The sequence below is a fragment of the Selenomonas oralis genome (genome assembly GCF_051603425.1).
Taxonomy (GTDB): Bacteria; Bacillota; Negativicutes; order Selenomonadales; family Selenomonadaceae; genus Selenomonas; species Selenomonas sputigena_A.
In genome coordinates this window covers 1,927,736-1,944,800 of the sequence record NZ_CP194411.1, presented here as the reverse complement: position 1 = coordinate 1,944,800, position 17,065 = coordinate 1,927,736, and the positions used below count along the sequence as shown (strand labels likewise).

Here is a 17,065-nt window from a genome sequence, read left to right as displayed (position 1 = left end):
TCAAACTGCTGTGCGTCGGTCAGGCCATGCCCGGCATCTTATGCGTTGTCTTTCAGTATGCGCCAAGCGCCGCTGCGGTTCGTGCCGACGCGCTCGATGATGCCCTTCTTGTTCAGCGCCGTCGTCATGCGTTTTACCGTGGCAATCGAAACCCCCAAAGATTCTTTCAGGGCTTTCTGTGTAATTTTGGGATCTTCACGAAGCAGGCGCAGGAGTTTTTCCTCCATCGGTTCCTCTGTATCAAATTCCATCTCCTGCTGCGCATAGGACTCCGCTTCCGTCCCTGCTCCATCCTCCGTCGTCCGCACCTCTTCCGCTGCAGCTGCCGGCTCTTCGTCCATCTCAGGCACAGGCGCCTCATCCGGCTCCGACAGAAGCGTCTCCTCCGCTTCAGGCTCTGCTGAATCAGGCAAAGGAACCTCGTCCGGCTCCGGCGCTTCGGCCGGTTCATCCGGCATCCCGCCCCCATCTTCGGGCTCCTCCTCCAGCTCAGGCGAAAGAATCGCCTCCGGTTCAGGCTCCTCCATATCGGGCAAGGATGCTGTCTCCGGTTCAGGCTCCTCCATATCGGGCAAGGATGCTGTCTCCGGTTCAGGCTCTTCAGCAGCCTCCGGTGAAAACGCTTCCTCCGCTCCCGTCAGAAACGCGGCTTCCGCTGCTTCCGAGGCAGGCTCCTCTTCCTCCTCTGCTGCGAACCCTTTCGCTGCTTCCTTTGATGCCGCCTCCGCCGAAGCCACATCCGTTTCCTCTGCCGTCTCGCACAGAGCCTCTTCCTGCTGCGTCTCTGCTCCTTCCGGCGCCGCCTGCTCCATTTCTTCGCGGCAATAAATATTGATGCGCACGGAATCGCCCAAAGCGATGACAGCCGGTTCAGGCAAACGCGCAGCCTTCGCCGCGCGATAAAGTTCGGGCAGGATGCTGTGGAAGCCCGTCATCAATCCCATGTAGAAGAACGCCGCCGCAATGCCGCGATTACGGATTTTGGCAAACCCTGTCTTGAGCTTCCACACCGTCATATCTTCCTCAAGGAGGCCGGGCACGTTGATTTCCAGGCGATCCTCATAAAGCACGAACGAAATGCATCCCGGAGCCAGATAGTTGCGCTGGCAGACAGCGCGCGCGACCAAGCGGTGCAAAAGCTTTGCCGCGATTTCTTCAAGCCCCCGTGCGCGTTCGCCGCGCGCTGCAAGGCGGGCGCTGATATACGCGGCAGCACCGTCGATCTGCTCCATCAAAGATCCCGTAAATTCCGCGCCGTCAACGAAGTCGAGACGCGTCGTGCCGAGATACTCGGCGCATTGAATAAAGGCTTCGGGGAAAAATTTTTCCGCGGTGCCGGTGAGCAAATGCCAGCCGTTCGCCGGACGGCAGACGTCCCCCTCCTCGCACAAAAGTTTCCAGCCGAGCAGATTCTCGCGCATAAGACGTGCTATCTCTGCATCCTCCCCGCGCCTTTTGCACGCCTCGCCATAAATCCTGCGGCAGAACTCCTCGATTTCCACCTCATCAACCGTATCGCTGCCTGCCAGCTGATCCATGCTGCTGTTCGTTCCGGAAAGCAGAAGCTCCTGCACCTGATACGGCTCAGCCAGCCTTGTCGCCCCTCCGGTGCGCACATAAGTACCGTCAATCATGCCCGCTTTCTTGAGAAAATACGGCTTTTCCATTCCCGGCAGAATCTCGATGACAATGACTTGCCGCCCATCCTGCTCCTCCACGCCGACGCGCGGAAAAATACGCGGCTCGCACTCATCAAAAATCTCCTGCGTCACCTTATCAATATAAAGAATGATTTCATCCTCTGCGGAAAAGCCCCTGCCGCTTTCACCAAAAAAAACGATGCGGCCGCCCCGCCCATTGGCAAAAGCCACAGCCGTATTCAAAAAAGGGCCGCTCTCCGCCACGATCTGCTCAACAAAATCATCCCTGCCCGTCACATCTTCCTGCACATTCAGCACCTCTCTGCCATCCATTTTCTATGCTATAGTATAACAGTTTTTCCAATGAAAGTCCAAGAAAGGGAGCCGTCGGATGCCGGCTCCCCTTAAAAAATCGCTGATAAATTCAACCACCCATCTTCACACATCTGCGTTGTCCTCTCGTCGTCGACAAATCCGCTATAGATACAGCGCATCTATGCGAGTCTGGGTGACTTCATTTTATCAGCGTTTCCTTAAGGAACCACTGATAAATTCAGCTACCCATCTTCACACATCTACACTGTCCTCTCGTCGTCGACAAATCCTCGACGTAGCCACTGCTACGCCTACGGTTTGTCTCCTAGACAGGAACAGCGTATCTGTGCAAATCTGGGCAACTTCATTTTATCAGCGTTTCCTTAATTTTCGATCCCTTTTCTTGCCGCAACGCCCTTCGCGTAGTAATGGCGCACTTCCTTCATCTCGGTGACGAGATCAGCGCGCGCCAACAGCCAATCGGGCGCATTCCGCCCCGTGAGGACAAGCTCACGCTCCGGCGGCATCGCATCGAGCAATGCCTCCACTTCCTCGCGGGAAATAAGCCCGAAGAAAAGCGCCACATTGAGTTCGTCAAGAATGACGATATCCCACTTGCCCGACCGCGCCGCCGCAGCGGCCAGAGAAAATCCCTCACGCATCAGGCGAAGATAATCAGCAGGTGGCTTCCCTTCAGGAAAGACGACGACATCATCGCCCCAGGCGGCGCGCTCCTCTTCCGTCAGCATACCTTCCTGCGCGATAAAAAACGGCTTCCCCGTCGTATGAAGCTCCAGCACAGGCGCAAACCCCTGCAAGATTTTCTGCTCGCTGTAGGCAAGACTCTTCATGAACTGCATGAAATAAACGCGAAGCCCCGCTCCCAAGGCACGCACGGCAAGGCCTACAGCCGCCGTCGTCTTGCCCTTTCCTGCGCCCGTATAAACCTCGATCATCGATTGTCCACCTTTTCCAAATGATAGAGATCGTGCTCGGCGAATCGCTTCCATGCCAGTTCCTCATACTTCGTGCCCGCGCGGCCATAATTCGCATAAGGATCGATCGAAATGCCGCCGCGCGGCAGGAACTTGCCCCAGACCTCGATGTAGCGCGGCTCCATCAGGCGAATCAAGTCCTTCATGATGATGTTCACGACATCCTCATGAAAATCCCCATGGTTGCGAAAACTGAAAAGATAGAGTTTCAGCGACTTGCTCTCAACCATGAGCCTGTCAGGCACATAGGAAATGTAGATCGTCGCGAAATCCGGCTGCCCCGTGATGGGACAGAGGCTCGTAAATTCTGGGCAGTTGAACTTCACCCAGTAGTCGTTTTCCGGATGCTTGTTCTCAAAAGTCTCCAGAGCTGCCGGATCGTAATCCATCCTATACTGCGTGCCCTTCCTGCCGAGATGCGTGACGCCCTTCATCTCCTCGCTTGTCCGCGCCATAGTTCCCCTCCTTTCCCGAAGCCGAATCCGTCAGCATTGTCAAAACAGGCTTCAGAAACTTTTCCTCGAACCCTTCCTGCGTCTCAGGGCGGCCAAAGAGATATCCCTGGATGGAATCGACCTTGCAGACCTTAGACAGGAGATCATACTCCTCATCCGTTTCGACCCCCTCGATGCAGACGCTCATACCCACGCTGTGGCAAAGCTTCACCGTATATTCGACAAGCCTTCTGTCGAAATCGCACAAGAGAATCTTCTTTACGAACTCGCGGTCAACCTTGATGATGTCGCACGAAAGATTCTTGAGCGTCGCGAGCGAAGAACATCCCGTACCAAAATCATCCATGGCGATCTTGAGCCCGCGCTCGTGAAAGAAATCAAACTGACGGTTGATGAACGCCCAGTCGGAAACAACCGTGTGCTCCGTAAGCTCAAACACGATGGACTCAGGCTTTATGCCATGGCGTTCGATGCATTCCTTGACGGCATCCTTGAAAGAAGGGTCGCGCAGCTGCACGTAGGAAAGATTGATGCTCATATGGAACCCGGGGACGACCTTCTGCCATTTCTTGCAGATGCCGACAGCCGTTTCCACGATCCATTTGCCGACGGGAATCATCAGCTGCGTATCCTCAAGAATCGGAATGAACTCCATCGGCGCCACCATGCGCCCCTTAGAATTCTGCCAGCGCAGAAGAGCCTCCGCACCGATCAGGCGTTTCTCGTTCGCGCTGACCTGCGGCTGGAAGCAAAGGCTGAAGCCCCTGCACCCCTGCTCCACGCTCTGACGGATATCATCGCGCATGGAAAGCGAACGCACCCAACGATTGTACGTTTCCTTCGAGAAGATGCAGTTCTTGTTCTTGCCGCTGCGCTTCGCAAGATCAAGCGCAGCTTCTGCATGTTTATGCAGCACGAGATAGTCCTTGCCCGACTGCGGGTAGAAAACCGTACCGCCCGAAACCGTGCAGAAATACGGTTTGTCGTTGATGTGCTGCGGCTGCAGAAGCGCCGTCTGTATGCTCGTATAGAGCGCATCGACGTCCGCTTCGGAAGCGCCGGGGTAAAGGATGGCAAACTCATCGCCGTCGAGCTTGTAAAGCTTGAAATCCTGCGCGAGAATCTGCTTGATTTGCCGGCTGACCGCCTTGAGCACCTGGTCGCCGAAAAAGCGATTGTACGTCTCATTGATCAGCTTGAAATTATCTATGCCCAGGATCAAAAGTGCCCCGCCCTGCCCAGTCGCACGCGCCTCGGCCAAAGCCTCTTTCATCGCCCGCTCGAGCTGATGCTTGTTCAAAAGACCCGTGACGTCATCCGCCCGGTTGCGCTGTCCCATAAGCCGAAAGATTCCCGCATAGAGCAGCGGTTTCCCCGAGGGATTCAGGGCAACGCCCCGCTGGCATTCCAGCCATACATAATCCCCCTTGCGCGTCCGCGCGCGAAATTCCACGACATGCTCCTTGGGCCTGCTCTGCTGCAGAAGCTCATCAAAAGCTTCACCCACACGCCTGCACTCCGCAGGATGGATGATCATGCGCCAAGCCTGGCGGAACTCCTCGAATTCCATAACCTCTGCCGGCAAGCCAAAATCCTGCACCACATTGGGTGAAAGAAGCGCGACCTTCTGGTCAAGATCGACCAGATAAAGATAGCCGTTCGTCATCCTCTTGAGCAAATCAAAATAAATTCTCAGCCTTTTCAACAATGGGCTCGATGATATTCTCGCCGCGCGACGCATAATAACCTCCTCTTGCAGGAAAATTTCCCCCAGCTCGTTTTATGCATATATAATAGCCGACAATTTTCCTAAATTCAAGACTTGACAAATTTAACCTTTTTGCTTAAGGAAAAATAAAAAACGAAAGCCGTGTTCCCCCTGCGGCGCAACAGGCTTTCGTTCTGATCAGGAAACTTCTATGGATTTCTTCTCCCACTTAATCCATCCAGCAGAGCATCGTCTGACTGCCTGCCGCCTGTTATTATGCACCGCCTATTCGATCCCGCAGGCTTCCGCCTTGCTCTTCCTATGCTGTACGAGGAAGATGCCCACGAGAATTACAAAACCCACGAGATCCGTGACGAGACCGGGCTGAATCATCAGAAGGCCGCCGACGAACATCAAAAGGCGCTCAAACCAATTCAGCGGATGGACAAGGCAGCCGATCATCGCCGCGCTCAGGCCAATCATGCCGATGACGGAAGTAACAAGCACCGTGACAAGCCCGACGGGTGTCGCGTCAATCATCAGCACAACAGGCGAGAGCACGAAGATATAGGGAATGATGAACGCCGCAATCGCCAGTTTCGAGGCATTTATGCCCGTCTGCAGCGGCCGCCCTCCGCTGATGGCCGAACCCGCAAAAGCCGCAAGCGCTACAGGCGGCGTCACATCAGCGATAATGCCGAAGTAAAAGACAAACATGTGCGCCGCCAGCACGGGCACGCCCATCTGCACGAGCGCAGGCGCGGCAATCGTCGAAGTGATGACATAGTTCGCCGTTGTCGGCACGCCCATGCCGAGAATGATGGACGTCACCATCGTGAAGAACATCGTCGGCAGAAGAAGGCCGCCGGAAAGATCGAGAAGCGCCGACGCGAGCTTCAATCCGATACCGGTTTTCGTCACAACACCGATGATGATGCCTGCCGAAGCGCATGCCACAAGCACGCCGAGGACGTTCCTCGCACCGTTTTCCAGGCCGCGCACAATCTCCATCGGCTTCATGCGCGTCGATTTTCTGAGCGACGAGGCGACGATGGCAAGCACAATGGCCCAGAGCGCCGCACGCATCGGTGTGAAGCCGGAAACGAGCAAATAAATGATGACGACGAGCGGAATCGCGAGATGACCGCGTTTTCTCAGGATATCCCATGCTCCGGGCAGTTCGCTCCGAGGCACGCCCTTGAGGTTGCTGCGGCGCGCCTCGAAATGGACGCCGAGCCAGATGCCGAGGAAATAGAGAAGTGCCGGAATCGTCGCCGCCTTGACGACATCGAGGTACGGCACCCCGACGAATTCCGCCATAAGGAACGCCGCCGCCCCCATGACTGGCGGCATAAGCTGCCCGCCCGTCGAAGCCGCTGCCTCGACGGCACCGGCAAAATCACGCTCATAGCCGAGTTTCCTCATCATGGGAATCGTGAAAGAACCCGTGCCGGCAACATTGGCGACAGAGCTTCCCGAAACCGTCCCCATCAAGCCGCTCGAGAGCACGGCGACCTTCGCCGGGCCGCCGCGCGCCCATCCCGCCACAGCATTGGCCAAATCAATGAAGAAGCGGCCAAGGCCTGTCGATTCCAAGTAGGCGCCAAAGAGGATAAACAGGAAAATAAACGTCGAAGACACGCCGAGGGGGATCCCGAAGATTCCTTCCGTTGTGAAAAAGAGATGCGAGACAAGCTGGTCGAGGTTCAAGCCGCGATGCGCGAGCACCCCCGGCATGTACGGCCCGGCAAACGCATAAGCGAGAAAGAACAGGACGACGCAGACCATCGGCATGCCGACGACACGGCGCGTCGCCTCAATGACGAGCACGAGACCGATCAGCCCGACGGCAAGATCCAGCGGCGTCACCGTGCCCGCACGCAGCACGAGGCTGCGATAGGATAAGACGATGTAAGCCGGCGCCCCTGCACCCAGAATGGCGAAGACAATATCGATGACATGCACTTTTTCGCGCGACCAATTCTGCCGCATCGGAAAGAGCAGATAGACGAGCGTCAGGCCGAAGCCCAGATGGACAGCACGCTGCAGCTGCGCATCGAGCACGCCGAAGACGGCCGTATAAAGCTGGAATATTGAGAACGAAATGGCAATGGCCATCACGAGCTTCGCCATAAAACCCGTATGCTCAATGACATCGGACTCTTTATCGTATTTTTTCAGGACCTCCTTTGCGAGCTCCTCGTGTTTCTTATCTGACATATCGGAACATCATTCCTTTCCAATAGGCCCGGGCAGATTTTCCTGCACGGTTTCCCCCAAAAGTTTTTTCATTCCCCAGCGCCATACAGGCGCAATATAGATATCGATGCGGCTTCCCGGCGCAAGGCTTTCGTAGAGCCTTTTTTCTTCACCGTCCACCGTCAGCACAAGTTCCGTGCCGACCCCCGTGCGCAGCGACAGGCGCGGAAAACGACGTCCCATATCCTCGAGCACAAAATAGTCGCCCTCGGCATGGAACCTCCCCTCGTTCTCCAGAAACGGCAGCCCTACGCCGAAGGACTGATAGCGCGTCGCCTCCAGCACGAAGCCTTCCACCCTCTCATCTACGCGAAGATCCTCTTCCACAGGAGTCTTCTGTACTGAATGGATGAAGCGTATCCGAATCGGCTGCCCCATGCGCGCCTCTCCAACATAAATCATCCCCTGCCCACTTTCCACGACGAGCAGGGGACGTGCCAGGAAATAGCCGAGCACCGCGACGAGAAGGACTGCAAAGAAGAAGCAGCCTCCCGTCCGCATTTTCTTCGGCACCTTTATTCCTTGTAATAGCGATCGGCGCCGGCGTTGAGCTCAATCGACATACCGTTCTTCGCCGTGTCCTTCGTGATCTGCTTGGCCGCGGAATGTGCCGCCTGCAGCTTGTCGATATTATTAAAGAGCGCTTTTGTGATATCGTAGCCGAGCTTCTCGTCCACCTTGTCCGTCGCGATGAGGATCGCCATGACCGAAACAGCCGGAACCTCTTCATCAAAACCGCCGTACGTACCGGCCGGAATGACAGACTTCGTATAGAACGGGTACTTTGCAATCAAGGCGTCAGCCTTATCCGGATCAATCGGCAGGAGACGCACCTTGTTTTGCGAGGTGATGTCCTGCACGGCTGCCGTCGGGAACCCTGCCGTGACAAAAGCCGCATCGACATTGCCGTCCTTCAGGGCGCTCGCCGCCTCGCCAAAGGAAAGGTACTGCTCATCAATGTCGTCATACGTAATCCCATAGGCCTCAAGAATCTGGCGTGCATTGGCTTCCGCGCCGCTGCCCGCCGCACCGACGGCCACACGCTTTCCCTTGAGATCGGCAATGCTGCGGATGCCTGTCGAATCAAGCGTGACGATCTGGCACGTCTCCGGATAAAGCGCCGCTATGCCGCGCAGGTTATCAATCTTCTTGTCCTTGAACATCTCCGTGCCGTTCACGGCATAATAAGTGATATCGTTCTGCACGATCGCAAGATCGACCGAGCCTTCCTTCAGCATGTTGATATTGGCGACCGTGGCGCCCGTGGACTGCGCGCTCGCATTCATGCCCGGGATGTTCTTGTTCAAAATCTCCGCCATGGCGCCTCCGATGGGATAATATGTGCCGGCCGTGCCGCCCGTAGCGATATTGATGAACTTATTGCCGCCCGAATTCTCACAGCCCGCCAGGGCTGTCACAGCGAAAATCAGGAAAGCCCCCACAGCAAAAAGCCTTCCCATCCTGCCTATTTTCATAACGAAAACCTCCCTAATGAATATAAATGAATTATATATTATGTATGCTATTATAGCATATCTTTTGCATCGATGCAAAAAGAAAACGCCCTCGGCAAGGGGCGTGCGCTTCCTCGTGATCAAATTTCCTCCGCCGCTATCCCGCGCACAACGACACTTGCCAGAATAAGTCCGGCAACAGACGGCACAAAAGAGACGCTTCCGGGGGACTGCCTGCCGGCGGCTGTGCCCGCCCCGTCGGACGCAGCGAAACGGGGCGCACGCGGCACTTCCTTCGAATAGACGACCCGGAGCGCCTTTACGCCGCGCGCCTTAAGCTCACGCCGCATGACACGCGCCAAGGGGCAGACGCTCGTTTCATAGATATCGGCAACTTCGAAGCGCGTCGGGTCGAGCTTATTCCCCGCTCCCATGCTGCTCACAATCGGAATCTTCCTTCGCACGGCTTCCATGACAAGGCCAATCTTGCCCGACACAGTATCGATAGCGTCGACAATATAGTCGTAAGGTTTGGAGAAAAAAATACCCGCCCTTTCGGGCAGGAAAAACTCTTCCATCGTCTCAACCTCGGCTAAGGGATTGATATCCGCTATCCGTTCCTGCATGACGGTCGCCTTGCTTCGTCCGACCGTGCTCATCAGAGCCAAGAGCTGGCGGTTCAGGTTCGACGGGGAGATCCGGTCATGATCGACGAGCACGAAATGCCCCACACCTGCACGAGCCAGAGCCTCCGCCGCAAAAGAACCGACGCCGCCGAGGCCGAAGACGGCGACACGAGCCGCCTGAAGCCGTGCGATCCCCTCTTCCCCCAGAAGCATTGCCGTCCGGCAAAATCTCTCTTCCATCTCTTCTTATCTCCTCGCGCCAAAACCTTATTTCTTGTCCCGGCGCGGCGGCACAGGCGAGAATTTCGGCACGGCAAAATCCGCGTGCGGCGTAAAGGACGGCATCTTCTCCGGCTGACGGTTCATGAACGCCGGTGGTTCAAGACCGCTGATGCTTTCAGCCTTGAGCTTGCTCTCCGGCACTTCCATGCGACGCGCCTTGAGTACCGTGCCATCGACAAAATCCGTCGCAATGATCGTCGCACGAATCGTCTGCCCCCATGACGGGTCTATGACTAGGCCGAGAATGACGTTCACATCGGGATGCGTGTTGTTGTAGACATGCTGCATGGCTGCATCCACATCACGAAGCGTCAGCGACGCGCTGCCGCTGAGGTTCAGGATCAGGCCGCGCGATCCCTTCAAGGATTTCTCGACGAGCGGGCTTTCCACAGCCTTCTGCACCGCATCGACCGCACTTATTTGGCTTCTGCCGATGCCGAGCAGCGCATCGCCGCTTTCACTCTGACGGAAAATCGACGTGACATCGGCAAAATCAACATTGATGACGCCTGTCGTCAGGATGAGCTCCGTGATGCAGCGAATCGCCTGGCGCAGGACATCATCCGCCGCCTTGAAAGCATCGACCAGCGACATATGCTTGTTCTCCGGCAGCTTCATGAGGTTGTCATTCTGTATGGCGATCAAGGCGTCAAGATTTCCCTGGAGCTTCGCGATTCCCTCGTTCGCAATGCGCTTTTTGCGCGGCCCCTCGAAGGAAAACGGCACGGTGACGACGCCGATCGTCAGGATCCCCATATCCTTCGCAAGCTTTGCCACTATGGGCGCCGCTCCCGTTCCCGCGCCGCCGCCCATGGTGGCCGTGACGAACACGAGATCGGCGCCGCGCATCGCCTCCCGCAGCTTTTCCGCATCGCCCTTGGCCGCCGCCTCGCCAAGATCGGTCACACCTCCCGTGCCAAGGCCTTTCGTCAGCTCACTGCCAATCTGCAATGTACGAATATTGCATTGTTCCATATGCGCCAGATGCTTCGCATCCGTATTGATCGCGATGAGCTCCACATCGAGGTCATTTCCTTCGGAGAGACGCTCGAGGACGCTGTTGCCGCCTCCGCCCACACCGACAATTTTTATCGTAACTACCGCTCTCTTGATTTTCGCATCATTTCCCATCATGGAAGCGGCTCCCCCTCTCTTGCCTTGCGGCTCCATCCATTGTCCTTCGTCTTGCAAAACTGCCCGCTTCGAATCATCCTAATTATCCATTTGCTTTTATTCGCCGTTTTCCCCGGTATTCCTGCAAAAAAGGAAATCATTTCAGGAAATGTCCGCCCTGCGGCCTTTCCTCAAAGCTGCGAGCTGGGCAAACAGCATGCCTGAAAGCATCAAGGCGCAGCCAAAAAGCTCGGCGGCGTCCATGCGCTCGCCGAGGAGCAGAACGCCCGCCAGCGCACCGATAACGGCCTCCAGGCTCATGATGACGGCCGCAAGCGCCGCATCTGTATACTGCTGCCCGACAATCTGCAGCGTGAAGGCCACACCGGAACTCATGACCCCGGCATAGAGAATCGGCGCCCAAGCCCCCAAAATCCCCGCCGCCTGCGGCTCTTCCAGAAAAAACGTCAGCACAAGGCTGCCGCAGGCGCAGACAAAGAGCTGCGCCGCCGAAAGCTCGATGGCATCGATAAGCGCAGCAAAGCGGTCGATATAGAGGATGTGCATCGTCCAAAAAAAAGAACTCACGAGCATGAGGGAATCGCCCGCAGCAAGCGAAAATCCGCCTTCTCCGCTGACGCAGAGGAAATACAGCCCCGCAAGCGCCAGGAAAGCCCCGCCCCATGTCAAAAGTTCGCCGCGCTTTTGGATGAGAAGCGTGACCAGCGGCACAAATACGAGGTAGAGACAAGTGATGAACGCCGCCTTGCCCACCGTCGTATACTGCATCCCCACCTGCTGCAGCGTCGTCGCAGCGAGCATGATCGCCCCCGCCCCAAGGCCGCTCTTCCAGCCGGCCCGATACGACCCCGCAGCTTTCGCTGCCTCACGCCGTCCGCGAAACAAAAGCCAGATGAGCAGTATGACGGGCACAGCGACAACATAACGCGCTGCACCGTATGTATAGGGGCCGATATCCTCCATGCCGACGGACTGCGCCACAAACGTCGTTCCCCAGAAAAAAGCCGCGAGCAGAAGTAAAAAACTGCCGCCTAGCCGCAAAATATTTTCCTCCCCCCTCACGCCGAAAAAGCGTTGAATTTTTCGATGAGCTTCACGGGCTTATAGGATTCCTTCGCCTTCCGGAGACCTTCGATGCCCATATCCTCCTCACGGTTGATATACGTCATATCCGCCCAGGCATTCTCGACAAAAGCCTGGTTGATGGCCGGATAAGCGCCGCGCACATCGGGATCGGCCTTTTCCACATGGATGACCGCCGTGTCATCGTTGAGCTGTTCGCCGAAGGTAAAGGCGACAACGCGCTGCCCGATAAGGATGGCGCCGCCCTTCAGGCGAAAATCCTTGAAGTTGTTCAGCACCTCGATGATGGCCTGCCGTTCGAGCGCGATGAAGGGATCGTCCGGCAAATCATGCGCGCGCTGCTTGTACCAACCATTGATCGTCAGCTTACACTGCGTAACGATCTCATCCGTAATCGGCTGGTATTCGGCTTCAGGATAATTCTTGCGGAAACTGTTCAAATGGTTCTTCTTCGAGTGGAACTTGCGCCCCGCAAGCTTGATCAGATCCTCGGCAAGATAGACATAATCAAAATTGTTCCGGTCAGGCTCGATGACGAAATCCATCCCGGAACAGTTTTTCAGCACCTCGGCAAAAGAACGCTCGATCCCTGAAAAAGAAAGCGGTTTTCCCTGCGCCTCGAAATACTTGCGAAAGCGCTCCACGGCTCCCGCCAGCTTCTCCTCCGACCCAAGGGGCTGCAAGGCAAACTCGCGTCCTCCCCACTCCGCTTTGAGGTGGAGCACATCGTCCTCCTTTGCCCACATGATCTTGTATGGCTCATGCCACATATAGAGATTCGTGAAATTGAAATGCGAATTCTCATAATAGCGCGCCCGAAAGAAACAATCGAGCAGCGGCTTGTCCTCTTTTTGCAGTTCCTTGAAATCTATGACACTCATTCCTCTCCGGTTCTCATTCGCTGTATAGCAAGCAAAATGGCCAAAGTTCACCGGATGCCGGCGCAGGTGCTTTATCCCTGCACTTCCAGCATCCGGGGCACATCTCGCAAAATCATTATATCAATTTTGTCAAGAAAAGAATAGATTTCCTCCTAATTCAGTCGGGAATATTAATTATTTTTTAACTTGCCATGCACTTCTCCTTTAATCTTCCTTCGCTTGACCTTTAATCTTCCCCTGCTATACTATGCGTATCGGGCGGGAAACCAGCAGCCTTGCCTGATGCCAGCGGCAGCGGCGGGCTTTCCACACTTCTGTGCCACGACGCTGCTTGAAAATCTAATTCTTTCTCTATCCCAAAAAGGAAGGGCGAGCCTCTCGGCTTGCCCTTCCTTTTGTTGATTCGTATTTCTTGCGCCGTTCAGCGGAAGAACCGAACCCCCGCGTCGAAGAGGCCTTGATCTTTGTTGCCCGGCACGTTCTTCGATATATTGTCGCCCATGCGCTCAGAATGCCCCATCTTGCCAAGGATGCGTCCGCCGGGGCTTGTGATGGCCTCGATGGCCTCCACCGAGCCGTTCGGGTTGAACGGCGGCTCCATCGTCGGCTCGCCCGAAGCATCGACATACTGCGCCGCAATCTGGCCGCGTATGCGCATCTTCGCAATGACCTCCTTGTCGGCAACAAAGCGCCCTTCGCCATGCGATACGGCAATCGTATGAATATCGCCGACCGAGACATTGTTGAACCACGGCGAGAGGTTCGACATGATGCGCGTCTGCACCATGCAGGAAACATGGCGGGCAATCGTGTTATGCGTAAGCGTCGGCGCTTCCCAGTCAAGCGGCATGATCTTCCCATAGGGCAGAAGGCCGAGCTTGATGAGCGCCTGGAAGCCGTTGCAGATACCGAGGATCAGGCCCTCGCGCTTCTGCGTAAGGTCCATGATGGCTTCGGCAATGCGCGGATTGCGCAAGGTCGCCGCGATGAACTTGCCCGAGCCGTCCGGCTCATCGCCGCCCGAGAAGCCGCCGGGCAGCATCAGGATCTGCGCATGATTTATGCCGGATGCGATGGCTCCCACGGTTTCCTCTACCGACTGCGGCGTGAGGTTGCGGATGACGAGCGTATCGACTTCGCCGCCCGCCTTCTCGAAAGCACGCTGCGTTTCATACTCGCAGTTGATGCCCGGGAACACCGGCATGAAGATGCGCGGCTTGGCGTAGTGGTCGCTCGCGCGCTGGCGCACGCCCCTGCGGAACGGAGCCGCCGTCACACGCGCCTTGGCGCTGACCTTCGTCGTCGTCGGGAATATGCCCTCCAAGGAGTTGACATACGGCTCCCTGAGCTCGTCAAGCGTCTGCACCATGCCGTTGCAAACGACGCTCGCCACGGCTGTCGTACGGCCGAGCAGCGTCCACTTGACGCCGGAAAGAGCCTCCGTCACGTTCACGGCCTCGCTCATTTCGATGAGCATCGTGCCGTAAGCGGGGCGGAAGAGATCCTCGAACTTGATGGCGCCCGGAGCAAACTTGAAGCCGATATCGTTGCCGAAGCACATCTTCGTCAGAGCCGCCGCAATGCCGCCCATGCCGACGCTTGAAGCGGAGAACACGCGCCTGCTCTGCATCAGGGCATGAACGCGCTCATAATTGCGGTTCAGGTTGGAGAAATGCGGCAAATCGTTTGCATCGTAAAGCGCTTCGATGGCGTAAACCTTGCTGTTCGCATACTTGAACTCCGAGGAAATGGCCTCGCCCGCCTTCATCGTGTTGAGAGCAAAGGCCACGACCGTCGGCGGCACATGAAGCTTCTCGAACGTGCCCGACATGGAGTCCTTGCCGCCGATGGCGGGAATGCGAAGCTCATGTTGTGCCCAAAGCGCACCCAAGAGAGCCGCGAAAGGCTTGCCCCATTTCTCGGGATCCTTGCCGAGGCTTTCAAAGTATTCCTGCAGGGAGAGGCGAATTGTCTTGGCATCGCCGCCCAGCGCAACCATCTTCGTCACGGCTTCGATAATCGCATAGAGTGCGCCGTGGAACGGGCTCCACTCCGCCATATAGGGGTTGAAGCCGAACGTCATCGCCGTGGCCGTGTCCGTCTCGCCCTTCTTTACTGGCAGCTTCGCAACCATACCCTGCTGCGGCGTCAACTGGCGGCTGCCGCCGAAAGGCATCAGAACTGTGCCCGCGCCGACCGTAGAATCGAAGCGTTCGGCAAGCCCCTTCTGGCTTGCCACATTGAGATCCGCAAGGTTTGCGAGCCATGCCGCCGTGAGATCACGCTGATTCTTCTCGACAGCGGGCGGCAGGCGGCGCAGATAATTCGCTTCCACAGCGGGGGATTTCAAGACAACCTTCGCGTGCTGCTTGACGCCGTTCGTATCGAGGAAAACACGTGCGAGGCTCACGATCTTCTGGCCGCGCCACGTCATCTCCAGACGCCCCGAATCCGTCACCGTCGCGACCGGCGTAGCCTCCACATTCTCCTTGTCTGCAAAAGAGAGAAGGATCGGCACCGCCTCCGGACGCATGACGACGGCCATGCGCTCCTGCGACTCGGAAATCGCAAGCTCCGTGCCGTCAAGCCCCTCATACTTCTTTTTCACCGCATCGAGATCGATGGCAAGGGCAGGGGCAAGCTCGCCGATGGCGACAGCCACGCCGCCCGCACCGAAATCATTGCAGCGCTTGATGAAGCGGCTGACCTCGGAGTGGCGGAAAAGGCGCTGGATCTTGCGCTCTGTCGGCGGATTTCCCTTCTGCACCTCGGCGCCCGCCGTCTTCAGCGATTCCTCCGTATGCACCTTCGACGATCCCGTCGCACCGCCGCAGCCGTCACGCCCCGTGCGTCCGCCTACGAGCACGACGACATCGCCCGGCTCCGGCGCCTGCCGCACGACATCCGCCTGCGGCACAGCCCCGACGACAGCGCCGATCTCCAGCCGCTTCGCCACATATCCCTCGTGGTAGACTTCATGCACCTCGCCCGTTGCAAGGCCGATCTGGTTTCCATAGGAGCTGAAGCCTGCGGCGGCTCCCTGCGTGATTTTCTTCTGCGGCAGTTTGCCCTGCAGGGTTGCCTCGATCTTCGTGCGCGGATCGCCGGAGCCCGTCACACGCATTGCCTGGTAGACGTAGGACCGTCCCGAAAGCGGGTCGCGGATCGCGCCGCCGAGGCACGTCGCCGCACCGCCGAAGGGCTCTATTTCCGTCGGATGGTTGTGCGTCTCGTTTTTGAACATCACGAGCCATTTTTCTTCCTTGCCATCAACCTCCGCATTGACCACAATGCTGCACGCATTGATTTCATCCGAAACATCGAGATCCTCGAGAAGCCCCTGCTGGCGCAGCGACTTCATGCCGATGCAGGCGAGATCCATCAGAGACACATCGGGCTTCTTGTCCCCATAGACCTTCTCGCGGTCGAGCATATAGAGCTTCACGGCCTGCGCCAGCATCGGCACGTACTTGCCGTTGCTGAAATCCACCTTGTCCACAACCGTCGTGAACGTCGTGTGGCGGCAGTGGTCGGACCAATACGTATCGATGACGCGAAGCTCCGTAATCGTCGGATCGCGGCGCTCCGCCGTCACGAAATACTTCTGGCAGAAGCGCATGTCCTCAAAGCTCATGGCAAAGCCCCGCTCCGTCATAAAGCGCTGCACGGCCGCCTCGTCCATGAGGCGGAAACCCTGGATGACCTCGACATCGGCCGGCTCCGCGATCTTTTCTTCAAGTGTCGTCGGCTTCGTCATCGAAGCCTCGCGGCTCTCGACCTTATTGATGCAATACTCCTTGACCTTGGCCAGCAGCGCCGGTGAAATCGTACCGACAAGCACATAGACGAGCGCCGTGCGAATCTTCGGCCGCTCCTTCTGCGTCACAAGCTGGACACACTGTGCTGCAGAATCCGCCCGCTGGTCATACTGGCCGGGCAAATATTCAACGGCAAAGAGCTTCGAGTCGGGAAATTCCGGCAAACGCTCCTCGTAGACCGTATCGACCGGAGGCTCAGCGAATACGATATCGCGCGTCGCCTTGTACTCCTCATCCGAAAGGCCCTCGATGTCGTAGCGAATGAAGATGCGCACCGCCTTGAGCTCCGTCGCCAGACGAAACGTCTCTACAAGATCGGCGCAAAGCTGCTGGGCAGGAATATCAAAATATCCCTGTCTTTTTTCCACAAATAATCTTCTTACACTCATACCAATAGCTCATCCTCTCTGCTTGC

Annotated in this window: 12 protein-coding genes; all 12 read right to left on the bottom strand. The window is 56.8% G+C overall.

The window, feature by feature from the left end:
- Positions 1–38: 38 nt before the first annotated feature.
- Positions 39–1,949, bottom strand: a complete 1,911-nt coding sequence (locus ACRTGH_RS09305) for an RNA-binding domain-containing protein (protein WP_368847399.1) — start codon at positions 1,947–1,949, stop codon at positions 39–41.
- A 389-nt stretch (positions 1,950–2,338) separates the two neighbouring features.
- Positions 2,339–2,911, bottom strand: coding sequence for a cob(I)yrinic acid a,c-diamide adenosyltransferase (locus ACRTGH_RS09300; protein WP_368847398.1), 573 nt, complete (start codon positions 2,909–2,911; stop codon positions 2,339–2,341).
- Positions 2,908–3,405, bottom strand: coding sequence for a preQ(1) synthase (gene queF, locus ACRTGH_RS09295; RefSeq protein WP_368847397.1), 498 nt, complete (start codon positions 3,403–3,405; stop codon positions 2,908–2,910). Before queF ends, ACRTGH_RS09300 begins: the two co-directional genes overlap by 4 nt.
- A complete protein-coding gene (locus ACRTGH_RS09290) occupies positions 3,341–5,071 on the bottom strand; it encodes a bifunctional diguanylate cyclase/phosphodiesterase (RefSeq protein ID WP_368847396.1) in 1,731 nt (576 codons plus the stop codon). The genes queF and ACRTGH_RS09290 overlap by 65 nt, the downstream gene beginning before the upstream one ends.
- Positions 5,072–5,398: 327 nt before the next feature.
- On the bottom strand, positions 5,399–7,333 hold the full coding sequence (locus ACRTGH_RS09285) for a TRAP transporter permease (RefSeq protein ID WP_368847395.1): 1,935 nt from the start codon (positions 7,331–7,333) through the stop codon (positions 5,399–5,401).
- 9 nt (positions 7,334–7,342) lie between these two features.
- Complete coding sequence (locus ACRTGH_RS09280; RefSeq protein ID WP_438474868.1) at positions 7,343–7,873, bottom strand: DUF1850 domain-containing protein; 531 nt, start codon at positions 7,871–7,873, stop codon at positions 7,343–7,345.
- A gap of 14 nt (positions 7,874–7,887) precedes the next feature.
- Positions 7,888–8,847, bottom strand: coding sequence for a TAXI family TRAP transporter solute-binding subunit (locus ACRTGH_RS09275; RefSeq protein WP_368847393.1), 960 nt, complete (start codon positions 8,845–8,847; stop codon positions 7,888–7,890).
- Positions 8,848–8,966: 119 nt separating this feature from the next.
- Positions 8,967–9,692, bottom strand: a complete 726-nt coding sequence (locus ACRTGH_RS09270) for a tRNA threonylcarbamoyladenosine dehydratase (RefSeq protein ID WP_368847392.1) — start codon at positions 9,690–9,692, stop codon at positions 8,967–8,969.
- Between the two features lie 27 nt (positions 9,693–9,719).
- Complete coding sequence (ftsZ, locus tag ACRTGH_RS09265; RefSeq protein ID WP_368847391.1) at positions 9,720–10,868, bottom strand: cell division protein FtsZ; 1,149 nt, start codon at positions 10,866–10,868, stop codon at positions 9,720–9,722.
- Between the two features lie 141 nt (positions 10,869–11,009).
- The gene (locus ACRTGH_RS09260; protein ID WP_368847390.1) at positions 11,010–11,909 is read right to left on the bottom strand and encodes a DMT family transporter; all 900 of its coding nucleotides are present in this window, start codon (positions 11,907–11,909) and stop codon (positions 11,010–11,012) included.
- A gap of 17 nt (positions 11,910–11,926) precedes the next feature.
- A complete protein-coding gene (locus ACRTGH_RS09255; RefSeq protein WP_368847389.1) occupies positions 11,927–12,832 on the bottom strand; it encodes a DUF2156 domain-containing protein in 906 nt (301 codons plus the stop codon).
- 421 nt (positions 12,833–13,253) lie between these two features.
- The gene (locus ACRTGH_RS09250) at positions 13,254–17,039 is read right to left on the bottom strand and encodes a phosphoribosylformylglycinamidine synthase (protein WP_368847388.1); all 3,786 of its coding nucleotides are present in this window, start codon (positions 17,037–17,039) and stop codon (positions 13,254–13,256) included.
- Positions 17,040–17,065: the final 26 nt, after the last annotated feature.

Coding starts and splice junctions, on each gene's coding strand:
- ACRTGH_RS09270 (WP_368847392.1), bottom strand. CDS start 9,692: ATGGAAGAGAGATTTTGCCGGACGGCAATGCTTCTGGGGGAAGAGGGG.
- ACRTGH_RS09285 (WP_368847395.1), bottom strand. CDS start 7,333: ATGTCAGATAAGAAACACGAGGAGCTCGCAAAGGAGGTCCTGAAAAAA.
- ftsZ (WP_368847391.1), bottom strand. CDS start 10,868: ATGATGGGAAATGATGCGAAAATCAAGAGAGCGGTAGTTACGATAAAA.
- queF (WP_368847397.1), bottom strand. CDS start 3,405: ATGGCGCGGACAAGCGAGGAGATGAAGGGCGTCACGCATCTCGGCAGG.
- ACRTGH_RS09280 (WP_438474868.1), bottom strand. CDS start 7,873: ATGCGGACGGGAGGCTGCTTCTTCTTTGCAGTCCTTCTCGTCGCGGTG.
- ACRTGH_RS09300 (WP_368847398.1), bottom strand. CDS start 2,911: ATGATCGAGGTTTATACGGGCGCAGGAAAGGGCAAGACGACGGCGGCT.
- ACRTGH_RS09255 (WP_368847389.1), bottom strand. CDS start 12,832: ATGAGTGTCATAGATTTCAAGGAACTGCAAAAAGAGGACAAGCCGCTG.
- ACRTGH_RS09290 (WP_368847396.1), bottom strand. CDS start 5,071: ATGACGAACGGCTATCTTTATCTGGTCGATCTTGACCAGAAGGTCGCG.
- ACRTGH_RS09250 (WP_368847388.1), bottom strand. CDS start 17,039: ATGAGTGTAAGAAGATTATTTGTGGAAAAAAGACAGGGATATTTTGAT.
- ACRTGH_RS09275 (WP_368847393.1), bottom strand. CDS start 8,847: ATGAAAATAGGCAGGATGGGAAGGCTTTTTGCTGTGGGGGCTTTCCTG.